Here is a 16,042-nt window from a genome sequence, read left to right on the forward strand (position 1 = left end):
AGCCAGAGAGACGCGGCGTGATCGTTGACGGCCTTCGAAACGTCTCGAAGTGGAGCGTGGAACTTGCCTGAACGCTTGGGCCCACGACCACCGACCGGCATCATGTCCTGCACCCGATCACCATCGTGGCCGCAGAGCAGAGAGAGACCATTGTGAACGCACGCCGCCAACCTCTCCCCACCCTGTCGTCTTTGACCCACGAATGGAACACGGCTCGAACCGCGGCCAAGGGATGGGCACAGTTCCTGGACTCGGTCCAAATAACCGGTCTGCGCGGTTGGACCGGCGAGACGGTCGAGTTCAGGTTCCCAGTCGTCGCAATTGCTGGTGAGAACGGTGCAGGCAAGAGCACCGTTCTAAAGGCTGCCGCCGCTGCCTACGTGGCTCAGCAAGAGGGCGGGCTCACGTTCAATCCGGACGACTTCTTCCCAAACACCCCCTGGGAGACCGTTCAAGGCGTCACCCTGCGCTACCAGCTCCGGCGAGGCGAACAGATCGAGACGACCACGATGACCAAGCCCACCAGCAGGTGGCGCGGCATGCCTCGCCGCGTCCACCGACCCCTGTTCTTCCTGGACATCAGCCGCACCCAGCCAATCAACACCTTGATCGGCTACGGGAAGATAGCCAAGCAGTCGAACTTCGCTGGCGACCTCACGCCCGCCAGCGAAGCCGACCGCGCTCTGCTCTCGCGCATAATGAACAAGACGTACACCGCGAGCAGCATCGCCACGTACCAAGACAAGCGAATCGGCGTGCTGAGTATTGGCGCCGGCGCCTACTCCAACTTCCACCAGGGAGCAGGAGAAGATGCTACCGCTGACCTGGTCGCCCTGTTGCGTGGCGCCCCCAGGAACTCCTTGGTCATAATCGACGAGGTCGAGGCATCCCTGCATCCCCGTGCGCAGCGAAGGTTGATGGCGGAGCTCTTCGAAATTGCCAAAGACAACAGGATCCAGTTCATCCTCTCCACACATTCGCCGACCATTCTCGAACAGCTTCCGACCGAAGCGCGGGTCTATGTCCAAGCCCCGCGAGGCGGCGGGCGACACATCATGTACGGGGTAACCGCCCACTTCGCCATGTCTCTCATGGACGATACAGAGCACCCCGAGCTCGTTCTCTTCTGCGAGGATGCCGAGGCAAGCACGCTGATCGACGCGCTGATCACCGAAGAGGCACCCGACATCAGTAAGCGAGTCGAGATCCTTCCTGCCGGTGCGGCCTCTACCGTCGTAATCTTGGGAGGTCTGGCGGACAAGAACCTACTGCCTGCCCCCTGCCTCAGCGTGCTGGACGCAGACCAGAAGATAAGCGCGGGTTGCCTAAGGCTGCCTGGTACAGCTGCTCCGGAAGTAGAGGTTTTCGCCGCGCTGGACGAACCAGCATGGGAGAAGGTCGCGGCCAGGCTTGGAGTGCGGATCGGCGACCTGCTAGAGGCCGTGGACGATGCCCGGCAGATCGGAAACCACCACGCGTGGACGCGAAGGGTGGCCGATCGCCTAGGTCCGCGAGTACGTGTCGACCGGGTTTGGGAGAACATCGCAGCTGTCTGGGCTCAAGAGGCTGTCGACCCGGTTGAGCGTGCTGACTTCGTCGACGCGATCAGGCACCGGTTCAGCGAATAGCGCCGACCGCAAACCGGCCTCACTGGTGTGGGCTGCCGGGGCGAGGAACACCACCACAGTGGGCTGGTGCCAGCCAAGCCTTCACAAACGAACACGGCCGCCTAGAAGCGCTGGACGGCGCCAACCTGGTCCACATCTTCAAGGAGCACATAGGCATCGACGACCCCTGGGCCGGTACCGCCGAAGTCCTGGCCCCGGTTGCTGATTCAGCACTGGATGGACGAGGCGGTCGGGTTTGCGGGAACACAGGGCTCCACGAAGTGATGTCGCCACAGCCAGCGCCCCGCGGCCTCTCGCTGTCCGCCAGCGATACGAGCGAAGCCCCAGCATCGAAGCCGGAAGGCTGACAGACTCTCCTGAGCAGCGAGGGAGGCTCCATGGGTTTCGGATTCCGCGTTGGTGTGCCCGGGCTGAGCGTGCGCGTCTCGACGAGGGGTGTACGGACCTCCATCGGGCCGCGGATGGCACGCGTGAACGTGGGCGGAGGTCGGACGACGCTTTCCTCGGGCATGGGGCCCTTGTACGCCTCCACCGCGCTGGGCAGTGGACGCCGCCGGACCACCACGAGCCGCACGCCACGTTCCGGCTCGCGCCCGCGGGCCGCCGTACCCTCAGGCGCACAGCTGGAGCGGGCTCGCCGACAGGCCGAGCGGGCCCAGCAGGAGGCGGAACGCGACGCGGCGATCGTACATTTGCGGGAACTGCGGCAGCAGATGACCAGCGTGCACTTGCAGTCTTTCGTTCCCGTCCACCCGCCAGCGGTGCCCGGGCCCCCGCAGCTGGGTCTGCCCTGGGCGTTGGCCGAGGCCAAGGCGTTCCATCTGGCAGGGCTTGGCGTGTTCGCACGGGCAGAACGTGCGGAGGCGAAGCGGCGGGCCGAGCAGGACGCACCGGCGTACCTGGCCGCCGAGCAGGCACGATTGCACGGCATCCACGGGGCGCTGACCGCCGAGGCACATCAGTGGTGGCAGTCCCTCGTCGCGAACGACGAGGCGACCGTGTGCGAGACGGTGAACTACGCCTTCTCCGACAACCCAGCCGCCGGCTGTGCGGTCGGAGTGGACGGCTCCGTGATGTCCGTGGTGATGCGGCAGCACGACATCGACTCATTGCCCGACCAGACTCCCGGGGTCACCTCCAGCGGACGCCCCACGCTGAAGACGCTGACGAAGCGGGACCGGGTCCTGTGGTGGCTTACAGCCATGGGCTCCAACGTCATCGCCACCCTCAAGGAGGGATTCTCCGTCGCGCCGGGGGTCACCGCGATCGACCTGGCAGTGATCACTCGTATGCCGGACACCCAGCGGCTGGGATTCGCGACGTACGGCCGGTGGACCCGCCAGGCCATCGAGACGAGCCCCTGGCGGCAGCCCGAGGACGCGCTGCGGTTCCTCGACCTCGGACAGGACGTCGCCTGTGTCGTCTCCACTACCGGCTCCGGAAATCTGTCGAGCACCATCAAGCCGCTGGACATCAGTCGGCTGCCCGGCCTCCAAAGCCTGCTCGACCACGCCCAGGACGGAGCCGCCTCGGTTGACACCACGCTGGCTGGCCTGGACGGAGACCTCCTTGCCAACGTCCCCGCCGCCCACGATGCACCGGCCGCAGACCACTACCGGATCCACACGTTCGCCGAGTGGAGAGCCCAGACGCCGTCCGCGACCCAGCCATCCGTCATCAGCGAGCCCGTTCTCGCCGCCCCGGCGGCACTCACGCCGGGGCAGAACCTCACGTTGCCCGACGAGGCGTGGGAAGGGCTGAACATCGCGTTCAGCTTCGATGGCGCGGATGCCGACCTCACCCTCTTCCTCACCGACACGCAAGGCCGAGTCGCCTCCGACGACGACTTCGTCTTCTACAACCAGCCGTCCGCCGCCGACGGGGCGGCTCGGCTCCTGGGGAAGCAGCACGATGGCGCGCATACCGTCGAACGCGCCGCCGCCCACCTCACCGCCCTGCCCGAGCACGTCCAGCGCATGACGATCGCGATCAACATGGACGTCGACACCGGACTGACGTGCGGCTCCCTCACCTACGCGGAGCTGTCCATCGGATGCGCTTCCGCCGCATGGACCTTCCAGCCACCCGCCGACCCCGCCATCAAAGCGATGGTTATCGCGGAGCTGTACCGACACACGTCCCCCGAGGGCAGGCCGGTGTGGAAGCTCCGAGCAATCGGACAGGGGTGGGCCGACGGGCTGAACGGTTTGGCCAGGGCGCACGGAGTCGACGTCGCGTAGCCCATCGTGCACAGACGCCCCACTAAGCAGCAGCGGGTCGTCGCCGCACGCTCTCCGCTGGGGAGGATCTGGGGAGAATGAGGCCCTGTTGGGGAGCGGCTGGGGAGGATCGGCCGTGCAAACGGGCGGCACGGCGAAAGAGCCGGAAAGGTGGATCGCCGCAGGTCAGAGCGCCTTGTCAGCCAGTTCCCGCAGGTCAGCGGTGTGAGGGTGACGACTTCAAGAAGATCTCCTCGTGGGCGGCCATCTTGTTTGCACCCACGTTGGTGGGAACGATCTACGGCATGAACTTCGAGACCATGCCGGAACTGCACTGGGCGGCCGGCTACCCCTTCGCGATCCTGCTGATGGCAGTCGTCTGCACGAGCCTGTACGTCATTTTCAAGAAGCGGGACTGGCTGTAGCGGAGTTGCTGCTCCGGGGTGGGAGCATGCGCAGCACCGAGGAACGGGGCCATCGCTTCCTCGCCTGCTGTTCGACCAGGGCCGGACGGGCGGTGTTCACGTTCCCCAGGACCGTGATCGGGACGCCGATGCCAGGGGCCTCGCAGAGGATGCCGAGGGCGAGGCCCCGGCCCACTTCGTGGACGATGTCGATGTGGCGGCTGTGCGTACACATGAGGCCGACGGACCCGACGTCGTGTCGGGTCCGTCGGTCGTTTTCACGGGATGCCCTCGGCGGGGTTCAGCGGCACAGGGCGGTGTCCACTGCGCGTTCGAGGTTCCTACGGCCCGCCTCGTCGGTCAGCTGCATGGTGACCGCAATGTTGGCGGCGCGGCCGTCGTCGGTGGCGCCGCCCCGGGTCTCGTACCCGGGGAAGCTGCCGCCGTGGCCCCAGGAGAGGCCGCCGCACGGCAGCGGCCTGCTGACGAGTCCGAGTCCGTAGCGGGCGCCGGGGCCGAAGGTCGCTTCGGCCGGGACGGTGGACCGCATCTGGGCGAGCTGGGCGGGGGGCAGGAGTCGGCCGGCCAAGAGTGCGCTGAAGAAACGGTTGAGGTCGGAGCCGGTGGAGACCATCTGGCCTGCCGCCCAGCCCCAGGAGGGGTCGATCTCCGTGATGTCGTGCAGCGGCGCGTCCGCCGATTCCCGGTAGTAGCCGTGGGGGTGGGGCTCCCGGATGCTTGCGTCACCAGGGGCGGGGAAGTACGTGTGGCGCAGCCCGATGGGCTTGATGATGCGCCGGTCGATCTGCTCGGCCAGGGGGCGGCCGGTGACCTCCTCGACGATCAGGCCGGCGAGCACGTAGTTGGTGTTGCTGTACTTCCAACTCTTCCCGGGGCCGAACTCGGCCGGGTGCTTGAGGGCTGTGGCGAGCAGTTCGCGGGGGGTGTAGTACCTGACGTCGTCCCCGAGGTAGTTGCTGTAGTTGGGGAGTCCGCTGGTCTGCTGGAGGAGCTCGCGGACGGTGATGCGTCGCCCGTCGATCCCCTCCCCGCGGACGAGGCCCGGCAGGTAGGTGTCGACGTCGGCGTCCAGGTCCATCCTCCGCTCGGCGACGAGCTGGAGGACGACGACCGCGACGAAGGTCTTGGTGTTGCTGCCGATCCGCACCTGCCCGTCGACGGGTACCGGTGCGCCGGTGGCCAGGTTGCCGAGCCCTGCGGTGTAGGTCCGGGTGCGGCCGTCACGGTCCTTGATGCTTGCCAGCGCGGCGGGCATACCGTCGTCGCGCACCAGCGCGTTCAGGCGCTGCTGTACGGCGTCCGGCCTGGGGGAGGCGGAGGCGGCGGGCGGGGCGAGGGCGCCCAGTGTCATGACGCCGATGGCCACCCCGGCTGCGGCGTGCAGGGCCCGACGCCGTCTGTCGCCCTGATATCGGGCCGAGGAACGAAGGCCCTGCCGGGTCTGTTCACGCATGAGTCAACTCCTGAGGAATCATTGGATTGTTGCTCGGGTTGCCGGGTTGCCGGGTGCCTGGTTCATCCGCACAGGGCCTTGTCCACGGCGTCCTTGACGTGCTGCACGGCCGCCTCCTCGGTCGGGATGCTGGTGACCGTGACGTTGGCGGCGCGCCGGCCGTCTTCGGTGACACCGCCCCGGGTCTCGTAGCCCGCGATGTCGCCGCCGTGGCCCCAGTAGACGCCGCCGCACGACAGCGGCCTGCTCGTGAGCCCCAGCCCGTAGCGGAGGCCTGAGGTCCCGGCGGGGACCGTCGTGCGCATCTGGGCGAGCTGGGCCGCCGGGAGGAGGCGGCCGGCGAGGAGTGCGGTGAAGAAGCGGTTGAGGTCGGAGTTGGTGGAGATCAACTGGCCTGCCGCCCAGCCCCAGGAGGGGTCCATCTCCGTGAAGTCGCGCAGCGGTCCGTCCGCCGGGTTGCGGTGGTAGCCCTGGGGGTGCGGCTCTCGGATGGTCATCTCTCCGGGGGCGGGGAAGTAGGTGTGGCGCAGCCCGATGCGCTTGATGATGCGCCGGTCCATCTCCTCGGCCAGGGGGCGGCCGGTGACCTTCTGGACGATCAGGCCGGCCAGGACGTAGTTGGTGTTGCTGTATCCCCACGTTTTCCCCGGATCCGCGTCGGCCTTGTACCGGAGGGCGATGTCGAGCAGCTCGCGGGGTTCGACGTACCGGTTCCTGATCTCGTCGTCGTCGACGTGGACGCCGTAGTCGGGGAGTCCGCTGGTGTGCTGGAGGAGCTGGCGGACCGTGATGTGGCGTCCGTCGATCCCCTCTCCGCGGACAAGGCCGGGCAGGTAGGTATCCACCATGGTGTCGAGGCCGATCTTCCCTTCGCCGACCAACTGCAGGACCACCACCGCGGTGAACGCCTTGGTGTTGCTGCCGATCCGTACCTGGCCGCCCCCGGGCACCTTCGAGCCGGTGGTCAGGTCACCGACTCCTGCGGTGTAGGTGCGGGTGCGGCCGTCACGGTCCTGGACGCTCGCCAGCGCGGCGGGCATGCCGTCGTCGCGCACCAGCGCGTTCAGGGCCCGCTCGACAGCGTCCTGACCGGCGGCGGCGGAGACGGAGGGCGGGGCGAGGGCGCCCAGTGTCATGACGCCGATGGCCACCGCGACCGCGGCCGACACGGCCCGTCGCCGCCTCCCGCCGTGATGCTGCCGGGTCGAGGGAGGAAGGCCCTGCCGGGTCTGAGCTCGCATGAGTCAACTCCTGAGGAATCGTTCGGTGGAGCACGATCCTGGTTTCCAGGGCCCTTTGACCGCATCGCGGGAAGGCGGGAGAAATCGCTCCCCCGATCGGGGGAGGCTGCCGGTGGGCTGCCCGGTGATACTGGCGATCATGATCAGGGGAATTCGGCCGCTGTTGCGCGGCTCCACGTACTCAGGTGTGCTGTTCGCCTATTGCGGCGCACTGGCCAGCCTTCCGCTGCTGCCTTTCGCCCTGTTGCCGGCGCTGTCGTGGCGATCCGCTCCCGAAAGCGTGCAGCTCGTCCTGGTCCTGCTCGTCTGGGCGGTCCTGGTCGGCGTGGTCGGACTGGCGCGCCCCGTCCGACGTGCGCTGGTCGTGTCCGCCCGCCGGCTGCTGCGAGTGCCGCTGCCGATTCCCGTGGTCGGTCGCCGCACTTCCGGTTCCCCCGGCCTCGACCACTGGCGGACCCCGCTCTGGCTGGTGCTGCACGTGGCCGTCGGGTGGGCGGGGGCGCTGGCGAGCGGGGTGCTGTTCATCATGGGCCTCGCCCTGCCGGGGAACTGGCTCGGAGGCGAGGCGCGGGCGAGTCTGTTCGGCACGTCGGTCCGGGTGTCGGGCGGGTGGAGCAGCTGGGTGGTGGCGGCCGTGTGCATCCTGCTGGCGGCGGCCGTCTGCGTACTGGTGACGAAGACCCTGCGGTGGTTGGCGCCACGGCTGTTGGGGCCGTCGGCAGCCGAACGGCTCGCACTGGCTGCCGAGCGGGAACTGCTGCTGGCCGAACGCAACCGGATCGCCCACGAGTTGCACGATTCGATCGGGCACACGCTGACGGCGGCCACCATCCAGGCGGCGGTGGCCGGCGAGGTGCTCTCCGCCGACCCGGCGGCGGCGCGGGCCGCCATGCGCAGCATCGAGGAGTCGACGCGGGCCGCGCTGGAGGACCTGGACTACGTGCTCGGAGTGCTGCGCGAGGAACAGTCGGGGACGGCGCCGACCCGGACCCTGGCCGACCTGCCCGAACTGCTGGACCGCCTGCGGCACGCGGGGGCGGTGGTGGAGCCGGAGCTGTCGGGCGCTCTGGCGCAGGTGCAGGGGACGCTCTCCCGGGCGGCGTACCGGATTCTCCAGGAGGGGCTGACGAACGCGCTGCGCCACGGGGCGGGCGGCCCGATCGAGGTCCGCGTGGCGGCCGGGCCGGACGGACTGGACCTCACGGTGGTCAACCGGACCGGGGCACGGACGGGCCCGGGCCCGGGTACCTTCCCGACCTCCGGCCACGGTCTGCCCGGACTGGCCGAGCGCGTCAGGCTGCTGCACGGTGACTTCCAGGCCGGCCCGGACGGGACGCAGCACTGGCGGCTGTCCTGCCGGCTGCCGGCACGGGCGTCGGCGTGAGCGGATCCGACGCGGGCGGGAGCACGGCCCTGCCTGCCGTCACCAGCCCCTCCGTCACCCTCCTGATCGCGGACGACGACGAGGTCACCCGCAGCGGCCTGCGCATGCTGCTCGCCGCACAGCCGGGGATCACGGTGGTCGGCGAGGCCGCCGACGGCGTCGAGGCGGTCGAACGGGCGAGGATCCTGCGACCGGACGTGGTCCTGATGGACGTCCGGATGCCGCGTCTCAACGGGATCGAGGCCACCCGCCAACTCGTCGCCGAAGCGGCCGGACCGCCGAAGGTCGTGGTGATCACCACCTTCGAGAACGACGGCTACGTCACAGCCGCCCTCAGCGCGGGCGCCAGCGGCTTCGTCCTCAAGCGCCTCCCGGTCCGCCGGATCGCCGAGGCGGTCCGGGTGGTGGCGGCGGGCGAAGCGGTACTCTTCCCGGCCGCGCTGGGCCGCATGGTCGCCCCCCGCCCGCTGGGCTCCGCAGAGGCCCTGCCGCGGGCCGCCCTCACCGGCCGGGAGGAGGAGGTGCTGCGCCTGATGGCCACCGGGCTCTCCAATCCGGAGATCGCGGAGTCCCTCACGGTGAGCCTGGAGACGGTCAAGACCCACGTCGGAAATGTGCTGACCAAGCTCGCCGCGCAGAACCGGACCCATGCGGTGGTGATCGCGTACGAGTCCGGCCTGGTGGTCCCGGGCTTCGCCGGCTGACCGGCTTCGGTACGGGCCACGACGTAGCTCCGCCTTGCGGTCCACGGTGCCGCGATCTCCGGATCGCCCTCCAAGACGCGGATGTCCACGGTCACTACGCGCGTCGCTGCCATTGCGTAGCCTGCCCCGCCGCTTGGGTCGGGCACTGGCCAGCGGGGATCCGTCTTTCCGGGCAGCCGCGGCTGGGGAGAATCCGGGGAGAACGAAGCCGCCTCGGGGAGCGGCTGGGGAGGATCGGCCGTACAAACCGGCTACCCCTTCGCGATCCTGCTGATGGCGGTGGTTTGCACGAGCCTGTACGTGATCTTCGAGAAGCGCGACCGGCTGTAGCGAACCACCGCACAAGCTTGATCGACTTAGCGCAAGCGAACGGTGGACCACGCGCCCGCCGTTCCCGACCTGAGCCGCGCCGCGCCGCGCCGCGGCCATTCGGGCCTCGTACTGTCTGGTGCCCGCCCTCCTCGCCTTACGGGGCAGCGGCCCGGTCTCGCACGCGCTGCCCAACCGGTCGCGCGGCGCGACGATCGCCGCCGTGCTGCGGGCGGACGAGCCGCTGTCCACGACCGGGTCGGTCCCGACGACGGAACCGGCCGCGGGTGAGGCCCGGTAGAGCACCGCGGCGGCGTTCTCCTCGGCCCCGGCGACCCGGCCGAGCGGGTTCTGCGTCTTGACCCGCTCGGCACGGTCGGCGTCGCTCTCGCCGGGGAGCAGGGACATCGGGCCGGCCGACGACTTCATCATGGGACTCTGCCGCTGAACGCAGCCCCGGGCAGCGGCCTTTCGCTCGCGCCACCGGTGTTCGCCCTCGGCGGCTTTCCCTTGCCGGTCGGATGCCATCATGTGATCGTCGGAGGGGAATTCGGGGGGCCGGGTGGAAGACGTCGGACGTGTAGCGCTCTTGATCGGCGTGCGGGACAACCCCGGTGCCGCGCAGCGCCTCCGTCCTCTGGGGGCCACCGTCGACGCGGACCTCGAGGCCATGAGTGCCGCACTGCAAGGGAGCGGCTACCTCGTCGAGACCTTGCGTGATCCGACGCGCAACGAGATCACCGAGCGCATCACTGCCGTGGCAGCGGATGCGGTAGCCGGAAGCACGCTGCTCCTGTACTTCACCGGGCACGGCGTACGCATCGGCGACACCGACTACCTGGTGCCCGCCGACGCCCGGGCCTGCGCCGGAATCGACGACGACCGCGGCGGTTGGGGCCGGCCGCACGTGCGCGAGTCCCTGCTGGATGCCGACATCAGCAGGTATCTGACCGACTGCGATGCCGGCACCGTCCTGTGGATCATCGACGCCTGCCGCTCGGCCGAGGACGCGGAAGACGTCATGTTCGGAGGTCGCATCCTCACGGGGCCGCCCCGTTCCGGCTTCGCCGTGCTGACCGGATGCGGGCCCGGTGAGCGCAGCGGCTACTCGGAGGCCGGCAGTTTCTTCTCGCTCGCCCTCGCGCGGGCCTTCGACCCGCTGACCGAGGCCGCCACGACAGAGCAGGTGTACGAGGTGGCCCGGCGGGAAACGACGGCCCTGGCCCGGCGCGCGGGAGCCCGGCCCCAGCAGGTCCGGATCCACTACGTCCCGGACCGGGAAGCCGAGACCAAGGCGCGGGAGATCGCCCGGGGCAGGCGCCTTCTGGAGGCCTTGCAGGACGCCGTGCGCGTGCCGGAGCTGTGGAACCACGTGCCGGCGCATGGGACGGAGTCCGTCACCCACTTCCAGGACTGTCTGGCCCTCCTGGCCGTGGACGTGGCACGGCACGTCCACCACGCGCAGGAGCGGCTGCACGACCCGTGGGCCGACGACGAGTTCCCCGTACGCCTGTTGCGCGACGTGCTGCCGATGCTGCTGCCGAAGGACGCCGAGCTGTCCGCCCTGGAAGTCACCGCCCTGATCGCAGGAGTCCTGCTGCACGAGGCGGCCTGGGCCGGCCGGCTGAGCCAAGCTGCCGAGATCCACCCGAAGTGGGTGCGCCGCAGGTCCGATGCCGACGACCAGCGGCGGCACTACGAGCAGATCACCGAGCACCACCCCCAGATTACCGAGAAGCTCGCGGACTGGTACTGGTGGGAGTCCACTGCGTCGGACGACCGCCACGCCGTGGTGCTGTGGTTGGTGCACCAGTGGATCGCCGAACGGTTCGCCACCGACGAGGAGGCCGTGCCCACGGCGTGGAGTGACGGCTTCGCGAACCGGTTGTTGGAGCTGACCAGCCTCTCGGCGGACAAGACCCACACGGCGGGCACGGCCACCGGCCGGGCGGCGCAGCTCTCGGCCGCCCTGCGGACCGTGGCCGCCGGCCTTCTGCTCGGGGAACCGTCCGAGGATCAGCGAACCACGCTGCCCGGCCGCCATGTCGTACGGAAGGCTCCGCAGCAGCTGCGGGCCCGCCCGCTCGCAGCACTGCTCCGGCTCGCGGGCCTGCTCGCGTTCGATGCCCGGCGGATGCCGGAAGTCATCGCCGAGCACCTGGCGGTCTCCGATCCGGTGGTGCCGCACGAGGTGATCACGGTGCTCCGTGACGCCGTGTGGGACCTCGACCGGAACGGTGAGGCACCCGCCTACTTGCATCTGGACGCCGTCTGCTCGCACCCCGCGATCCACGCCGCCCTCGCCTCAGCGGTCGAGGACGCCGACGAACTCGTCCATGCCCTCGCCGAGACGGCGGATCGGCTCCCCACCGGAGACGACGCCTTGTTGAGAGGGCTGCCCACGCGGCTCACGGACCACCGGCTGAGACCGGACAAGCAGCACGGCCTCGACGCGTACGACGTTCCCCTGGCCCGCTTCTCCCTGGCCCAGACGGAGATCCGGCGCCTGCTCATGGGTGAGGAGCTGTACGACGGGAAGCCGACGCTCGCCCTGCGGGAGCTCTACCAGAACGCGTTGGATGCCTGCCGCTATCGGGAGATGCGGATCCGCTACCTGCAGGGCTGCGCGAAGGAACCGCGGCCCTGGGCCGGCGACATCAGCATCCAGGTCGGCCGGGACGAGCACGGCCGCTACGTCGAGTGCCTCGACAACGGGGTCGGGATGACCGAGTTGCAGCTCAGGAGCACCTTCACCCGGGCCGGCCGGCGATTCGACCAGGCCCAGGGGTTCCGTCGTGAGCAGGCTGCCTGGCTGCGCCATGACAGAGCCCTGCGGCTCTATCCGAACAGCCGCTTCGGCATCGGCGTGTTCAGCTACTTCATGCTGGCCGACGAGATGGTGATCGTCACCCGGCCGGTCGGCCCGGACGGCAAGCCCGCCGCGAAGGCGCTGCGCGTGGAGATTCCGGTCAGCGGCAGCCTGTTCCGGGTGCGGGAGGCCGACGAGCGCGGCGGCACGGTCCTTCCCGACGGCGGGACCCGGGTGCGCCTGTATCTGCGCGACGACCACATGTTGACCGGAACGGCGTGCGTATCCGCGCTCCGTTCGCAGGTGCTGGTCAGCGAGTTCGCCCTGGAGGTCCGTGGAGAAGACGGCCCGGGAGCCTCCTGGCCGCCCGGTCTCCTGGAGCCGGGCGAGGGCAAGTTCTCGGTCGCCGCGGAATCCGCCGTCGAAGCGGTACCCGGCACCTTGTGGTGGGTCGAGGGGGACGGAGCGATCGTGTGCGACGGCATCGTCTCCGACAGGAACACCTTCGGCTACGTCCTCAACCTGGCGGGCGAGTACCGGGGCAAACTCAGCGTCAATCGGAACAAGTTGGAAGAGTACGACGTGCGGTGGGCGCACGAGCAGATCCGTCTCGGCGCCTGCGCCCTTGCCCAATGGCCCGGACTGACCCTCGACTGGCTGTGGTCCTTGGAGTCCCGGCACCCCGCGCTCGCCCGGATCGTGTGGCAGGAGTGGCGGGGCAAGGGTGTCCGGGTGGCGGCCGGCTACGGCCGTACGGTGAACCTGGACGAGGTCGGATGGTTCCGCCTGGATGCACACCTGCGAGGACGGGCGGATCGCGGGGACAAGGACCGCCGGCTCCATGACCCGCTCCGGCCTTGGCGTGCCACTGCCCTCGGGCAACGGCCCCACAGCCTGAAGGAGGCGGCTCCCTCGTCCCTCGAAGGCCATCCGGTGCCGCAACCGGGCTGGTCGAAGGTGGCTGCCGAGGTCGAGGGGGACTGGCGCAACGCGGTGAAGGTCGCCCAGACACAGCAGGTCGACGTATCGGAGGTGCTCCGCGCGGCCCGGGGCCTGCGGATCGTGCACCCCCGGCTGGCCGCACCGGCGGTGTTCGGCAGCGGCGATCTCGACTGGACGCCGAATTTCACCGACGGGAGCATCGTGTCCGGGCTCCTGGGTCCTGAGCGGAACGCCTGGGCCGACCTCAGCATGACCATCGGTGGCCGCAAAGCACCCGCGCGGCCTGCCCCCGACTCGATCTACTACCGGCACCCGCCGGAAGACCTCAGCGGGATCGTGCGCACGTCCGCCGAATACCGCACGGAGCTGGGCAGACTGGCGGACGCGTGCGCCAAGTACGCCCCCTTCGTGGCAGCGCCGCTGCCCGTCGCGCCTGATCATCACCGTGACCACGTGTGCAGTCAGGACGAACTTGCCTTCCTCTACGTGCAGGAGGACGAACACACCTGGCGCCCCACCACCACGGCATGGGACATCCGCGTGGCAGCGGTCCGTGCCGGCTGCAGCCCGCACGAGGCCCTCCGGCGCATCACCCCCTACGGCTGGCTGCGCCCGGTTCCCGATCCGGCAGCCGTGGAACGCGTGGCCTCCGTTCCGTCCCACCTCTTCGACATCCTGCGGCGGTACGTCGTGGACGGCGGCGACGGGCGCACCATCCTGCCCTGGGCCGCAACGATCGACCTCGCCGCGGAATGGGAGATCCCGTTGCGCAAGGCGGAGCGGATCCTCGAGGCGCAGGCGCAGGAGCTCCGGCTGGTGCACCGACGGCGGTACGTGAAGGGTTCGGCGGAAGGGAAGTTCGTTCCCTCACCCGAAGCCGGCCAACTCGTGGCCTGGCTCCACGAGGCGGACATCCGCCTCGAAGGCGGTGTGTCGCTCCGGGACCTCGCGTACGTGCGGCCGTACCAGACGTCCTTCGAGGAGCTCTCCTTGAGTGTCGACGAACTGCGCGCCGCCGGGGTGTCCCTGCCCGACGCCGCGCGCCTGCTGCAAGCCTGGGACGACCTTCCGACGCCCAGCAGATACGCATTCTCCGGTGCCGATCCGTCCTTCGACGCCGCGGACTACCCGGTCCCGGCCACCTCGGCCGTGCTGTTCACTGCGAGTCAGCAGTTGCGCGAGAACCTGTCGTTCCTGTGGGAGACGGCGAGCAAGGTATCGCAACGCCTCGGCCTCGACCCGGGGTTGACCTCATCGGCACTCCCGAAGAAGCTGGCGGACTTCTCCCCCTCCTGGCATGAGACGGCGGCCCTGGTCACCTACGGTTTCGACGAGGAGAGCGACGCCGAGTGGTGTGAAAGCCCGAGCTGGACGCCGCTCACTGCGCAAGGCCTCGCCCTGTACGCCCAGCAGCGCCACAAAGGCGTACGACAGGCCTTCAAGGCACTCGTGCCCCTGCGACGGATCGGCGCGCTCATACCGGAGCTGGATGCCGCATCCGTGGCCGCGCTACCCGGCGAGGTGCCCGACGACCGCACCATGGCGACCGTCGACCCACAACTTCGCGTGTCCCCTCCCGGCTCCCCGCTGGCGCCGCTCGACCTCGTCAGCATCGCCGGCCGCCTCGGCGAGCCGGTGAGTCGCACGTGGCAGCGGATCAGACCCTTCCTGTCCCTCGACGGAGCGCCGCCGACGATCACCGGCGTGCCCGAGGTCGTACCCCTGTGGCAGGACCTGTCGCTGCTCTCCGAACGGCTGGACGGCAGGCTGCCCGCACTCGGCGGGGTGGTGAGCCGGGAGCGGGTGGCCGCATGCGCCCGGGCCGTCGGGAAGACACCCGCATGGGTCCGGGAGCGGCTGACGGTGTACACGGAAATGTTCGGGCTGGAACCGGAGCCCGCCGAGACGGAGGAGGACGGCTCATGACGGCGACGAACGGCCGCTCGCACGACCACGGCCTGGTGTACGCCGAGGTGGACCTCGGCGAGGTGGACGCCGCGCACTTCAGCCAACGGACCGCCCCCGAGGGCACGGGGGTGATCGTCACGGGGACCTGCCCGCGTTGTCACGGCCGTACGGAGTCACCCTTCCCGTGGGGGATGCCGGGGACCGGGACCAAGGGGGCCCTCAGCCGCCTTCTCGGAGGCCTTGCGCCAGGCAGGGAGGCGGGCGAGCCGGACCCCCTGTCCGAGGAGACGCACTACTGCGAATGCGGGCACGCACATCCCGGCTGCCCCCCGGACACCTCGTTCCGAGGGTGCGGAGCCGGCTGGCGGATCCTCCGGTGAGCGCGCACTCCGATCGGCGCTGGGCCGAACGCGCCCGGGAATTGGAGTTCACCAGACTCCCTGAACTGCGCAGACAGGCCGAGGGCTGGCGCACCGGCCTGACCGGGCTGACGACGCTGCTGGCCGTGCTGATGCTGCTGAAGGGCCGGGACAACCTGGCGGAGCTGCCGGATTGGGCACGCGCCCTCGCCACGGGGCTGCTGGTGTCCGCCTTCGTCCTGCTGGTGGTCGGGTCACTCCTGGCCGTGCGAGCGGCTCACGGGGTGCCAGGGGGCGAGATACTCCTGGGCGGGCAAGCGCTCCGACGCTGGACCGAGCAGGAGGCGTCGCGGGTGAAGCGGGCGCTGTCCCGAGCCTCCGCGTGCTGCGTGCTGGGAGTCGTTCTCGTGGTCGGGGCGCTTCTCCTGTCCTGGGTGACGACGGAAACCGCGCCCACTCACCTCGTCGAGGTACGGACCAATACCGGCGGCCTGTGTGGTGAGTTGGTCGCCGCGGACGGGCATCAGGTTTCGGTTCGCACCAAGGCGGGCGGAGTGGTCCTCGTACCGCAGTCGACCGTGGTCAGCCTGCGCCCTGCCCGTACCTGCGGCACGGCCCCGTAGTCCGCCGTAGCCCCCCGTAGCTCCTCCCCGGGATCCGG

Annotated in this window: 10 protein-coding genes and 2 pseudogenes; 9 read left to right on the forward strand and 3 right to left on the reverse strand. The window is 69.7% G+C overall.

The window, feature by feature from the left end:
• Positions 1-125 precede the first annotated feature (125 nt).
• The 3 genes and pseudogenes from ACIQU4_RS38475 to ACIQU4_RS38485 all read left to right on the forward strand — a co-directional run.
• Entirely contained in the window at positions 126-1,628 is a 1,503-nt protein-coding gene (locus tag ACIQU4_RS38475) for an ATP-dependent nuclease (RefSeq protein WP_403741304.1), read from the forward strand.
• A gap of 836 nt (positions 1,629-2,464) precedes the next feature.
• A complete protein-coding gene (locus ACIQU4_RS38480) occupies positions 2,465-3,868 on the forward strand; it encodes a TerD family protein (protein WP_403741307.1) in 1,404 nt (467 codons plus the stop codon).
• Positions 3,869-4,086: 218 nt separating this feature from the next.
• Positions 4,087-4,272, forward strand: a pseudogene (locus ACIQU4_RS38485) (CorA family divalent cation transporter); the annotation flags it as partial.
• Between the two features lie 280 nt (positions 4,273-4,552).
• Here the strand turns inward: ACIQU4_RS38485 and ACIQU4_RS38490 are convergent.
• Together ACIQU4_RS38490 and ACIQU4_RS38495 are read right to left on the reverse strand one after the other, a co-directional pair.
• A complete protein-coding gene (locus ACIQU4_RS38490) occupies positions 4,553-5,725 on the reverse strand; it encodes a serine hydrolase domain-containing protein (RefSeq protein WP_403741310.1) in 1,173 nt (390 codons plus the stop codon).
• Between the two features lie 62 nt (positions 5,726-5,787).
• Complete coding sequence (locus ACIQU4_RS38495) at positions 5,788-6,894, reverse strand: serine hydrolase domain-containing protein (protein WP_403741313.1); 1,107 nt, start codon at positions 6,892-6,894, stop codon at positions 5,788-5,790.
• Between the two features lie 211 nt (positions 6,895-7,105).
• On the opposite strand from ACIQU4_RS38495, the gene ACIQU4_RS38500 reads away from it, so the two are divergent.
• From ACIQU4_RS38500 to ACIQU4_RS38510, 3 genes are all read left to right on the forward strand, one after another.
• Positions 7,106-8,350, forward strand: a complete 1,245-nt coding sequence (locus ACIQU4_RS38500; RefSeq protein ID WP_403741316.1) for a sensor histidine kinase — start codon at positions 7,106-7,108, stop codon at positions 8,348-8,350.
• The gene (locus ACIQU4_RS38505; protein WP_403741318.1) at positions 8,347-9,054 is read left to right on the forward strand and encodes a response regulator; all 708 of its coding nucleotides are present in this window, start codon (positions 8,347-8,349) and stop codon (positions 9,052-9,054) included. Before ACIQU4_RS38500 ends, ACIQU4_RS38505 begins: the two co-directional genes overlap by 4 nt.
• Positions 9,055-9,502: 448 nt before the next feature.
• A complete protein-coding gene (locus tag ACIQU4_RS38510) occupies positions 9,503-9,664 on the forward strand; it encodes a hypothetical protein (protein ID WP_403741321.1) in 162 nt (53 codons plus the stop codon).
• Here the strand turns inward: ACIQU4_RS38510 and ACIQU4_RS38515 are convergent.
• A pseudogene (locus tag ACIQU4_RS38515) lies at positions 9,595-9,786 on the reverse strand (short-chain dehydrogenase); the annotation flags it as partial. The gene ACIQU4_RS38510 and the pseudogene ACIQU4_RS38515 overlap by 70 nt on opposite strands.
• Before the next feature lie 139 nt (positions 9,787-9,925).
• On the opposite strand from ACIQU4_RS38515, the gene ACIQU4_RS38520 reads away from it, so the two are divergent.
• The 3 genes from ACIQU4_RS38520 to ACIQU4_RS38530 are packed head-to-tail and all read left to right on the forward strand — an operon-like array spanning position 9,926 to position 16,004.
• Positions 9,926-15,040, forward strand: a complete 5,115-nt coding sequence (locus ACIQU4_RS38520; RefSeq protein WP_403741324.1) for a caspase family protein — start codon at positions 9,926-9,928, stop codon at positions 15,038-15,040.
• Complete coding sequence (locus ACIQU4_RS38525; protein ID WP_403741327.1) at positions 15,037-15,402, forward strand: hypothetical protein; 366 nt, start codon at positions 15,037-15,039, stop codon at positions 15,400-15,402. The genes ACIQU4_RS38520 and ACIQU4_RS38525 overlap by 4 nt, the downstream gene beginning before the upstream one ends.
• Complete coding sequence (locus ACIQU4_RS38530) at positions 15,399-16,004, forward strand: hypothetical protein (RefSeq protein ID WP_403741329.1); 606 nt, start codon at positions 15,399-15,401, stop codon at positions 16,002-16,004. Before ACIQU4_RS38525 ends, ACIQU4_RS38530 begins: the two co-directional genes overlap by 4 nt.
• Positions 16,005-16,042: the final 38 nt, after the last annotated feature.

It is taken from the genome of Streptomyces sp. NPDC090741, from assembly GCF_044769045.1.
Lineage (GTDB): Bacteria > Actinomycetota > Actinomycetes > Streptomycetales > Streptomycetaceae > Streptomyces.

Coding starts and splice junctions, on each gene's coding strand:
- ACIQU4_RS38490 (WP_403741310.1), bottom strand. CDS start 5,725: ATGCGTGAACAGACCCGGCAGGGCCTTCGTTCCTCGGCCCGATATCAG.
- ACIQU4_RS38500 (WP_403741316.1), top strand. CDS start 7,106: ATGATCAGGGGAATTCGGCCGCTGTTGCGCGGCTCCACGTACTCAGGT.
- ACIQU4_RS38525 (WP_403741327.1), top strand. CDS start 15,037: ATGACGGCGACGAACGGCCGCTCGCACGACCACGGCCTGGTGTACGCC.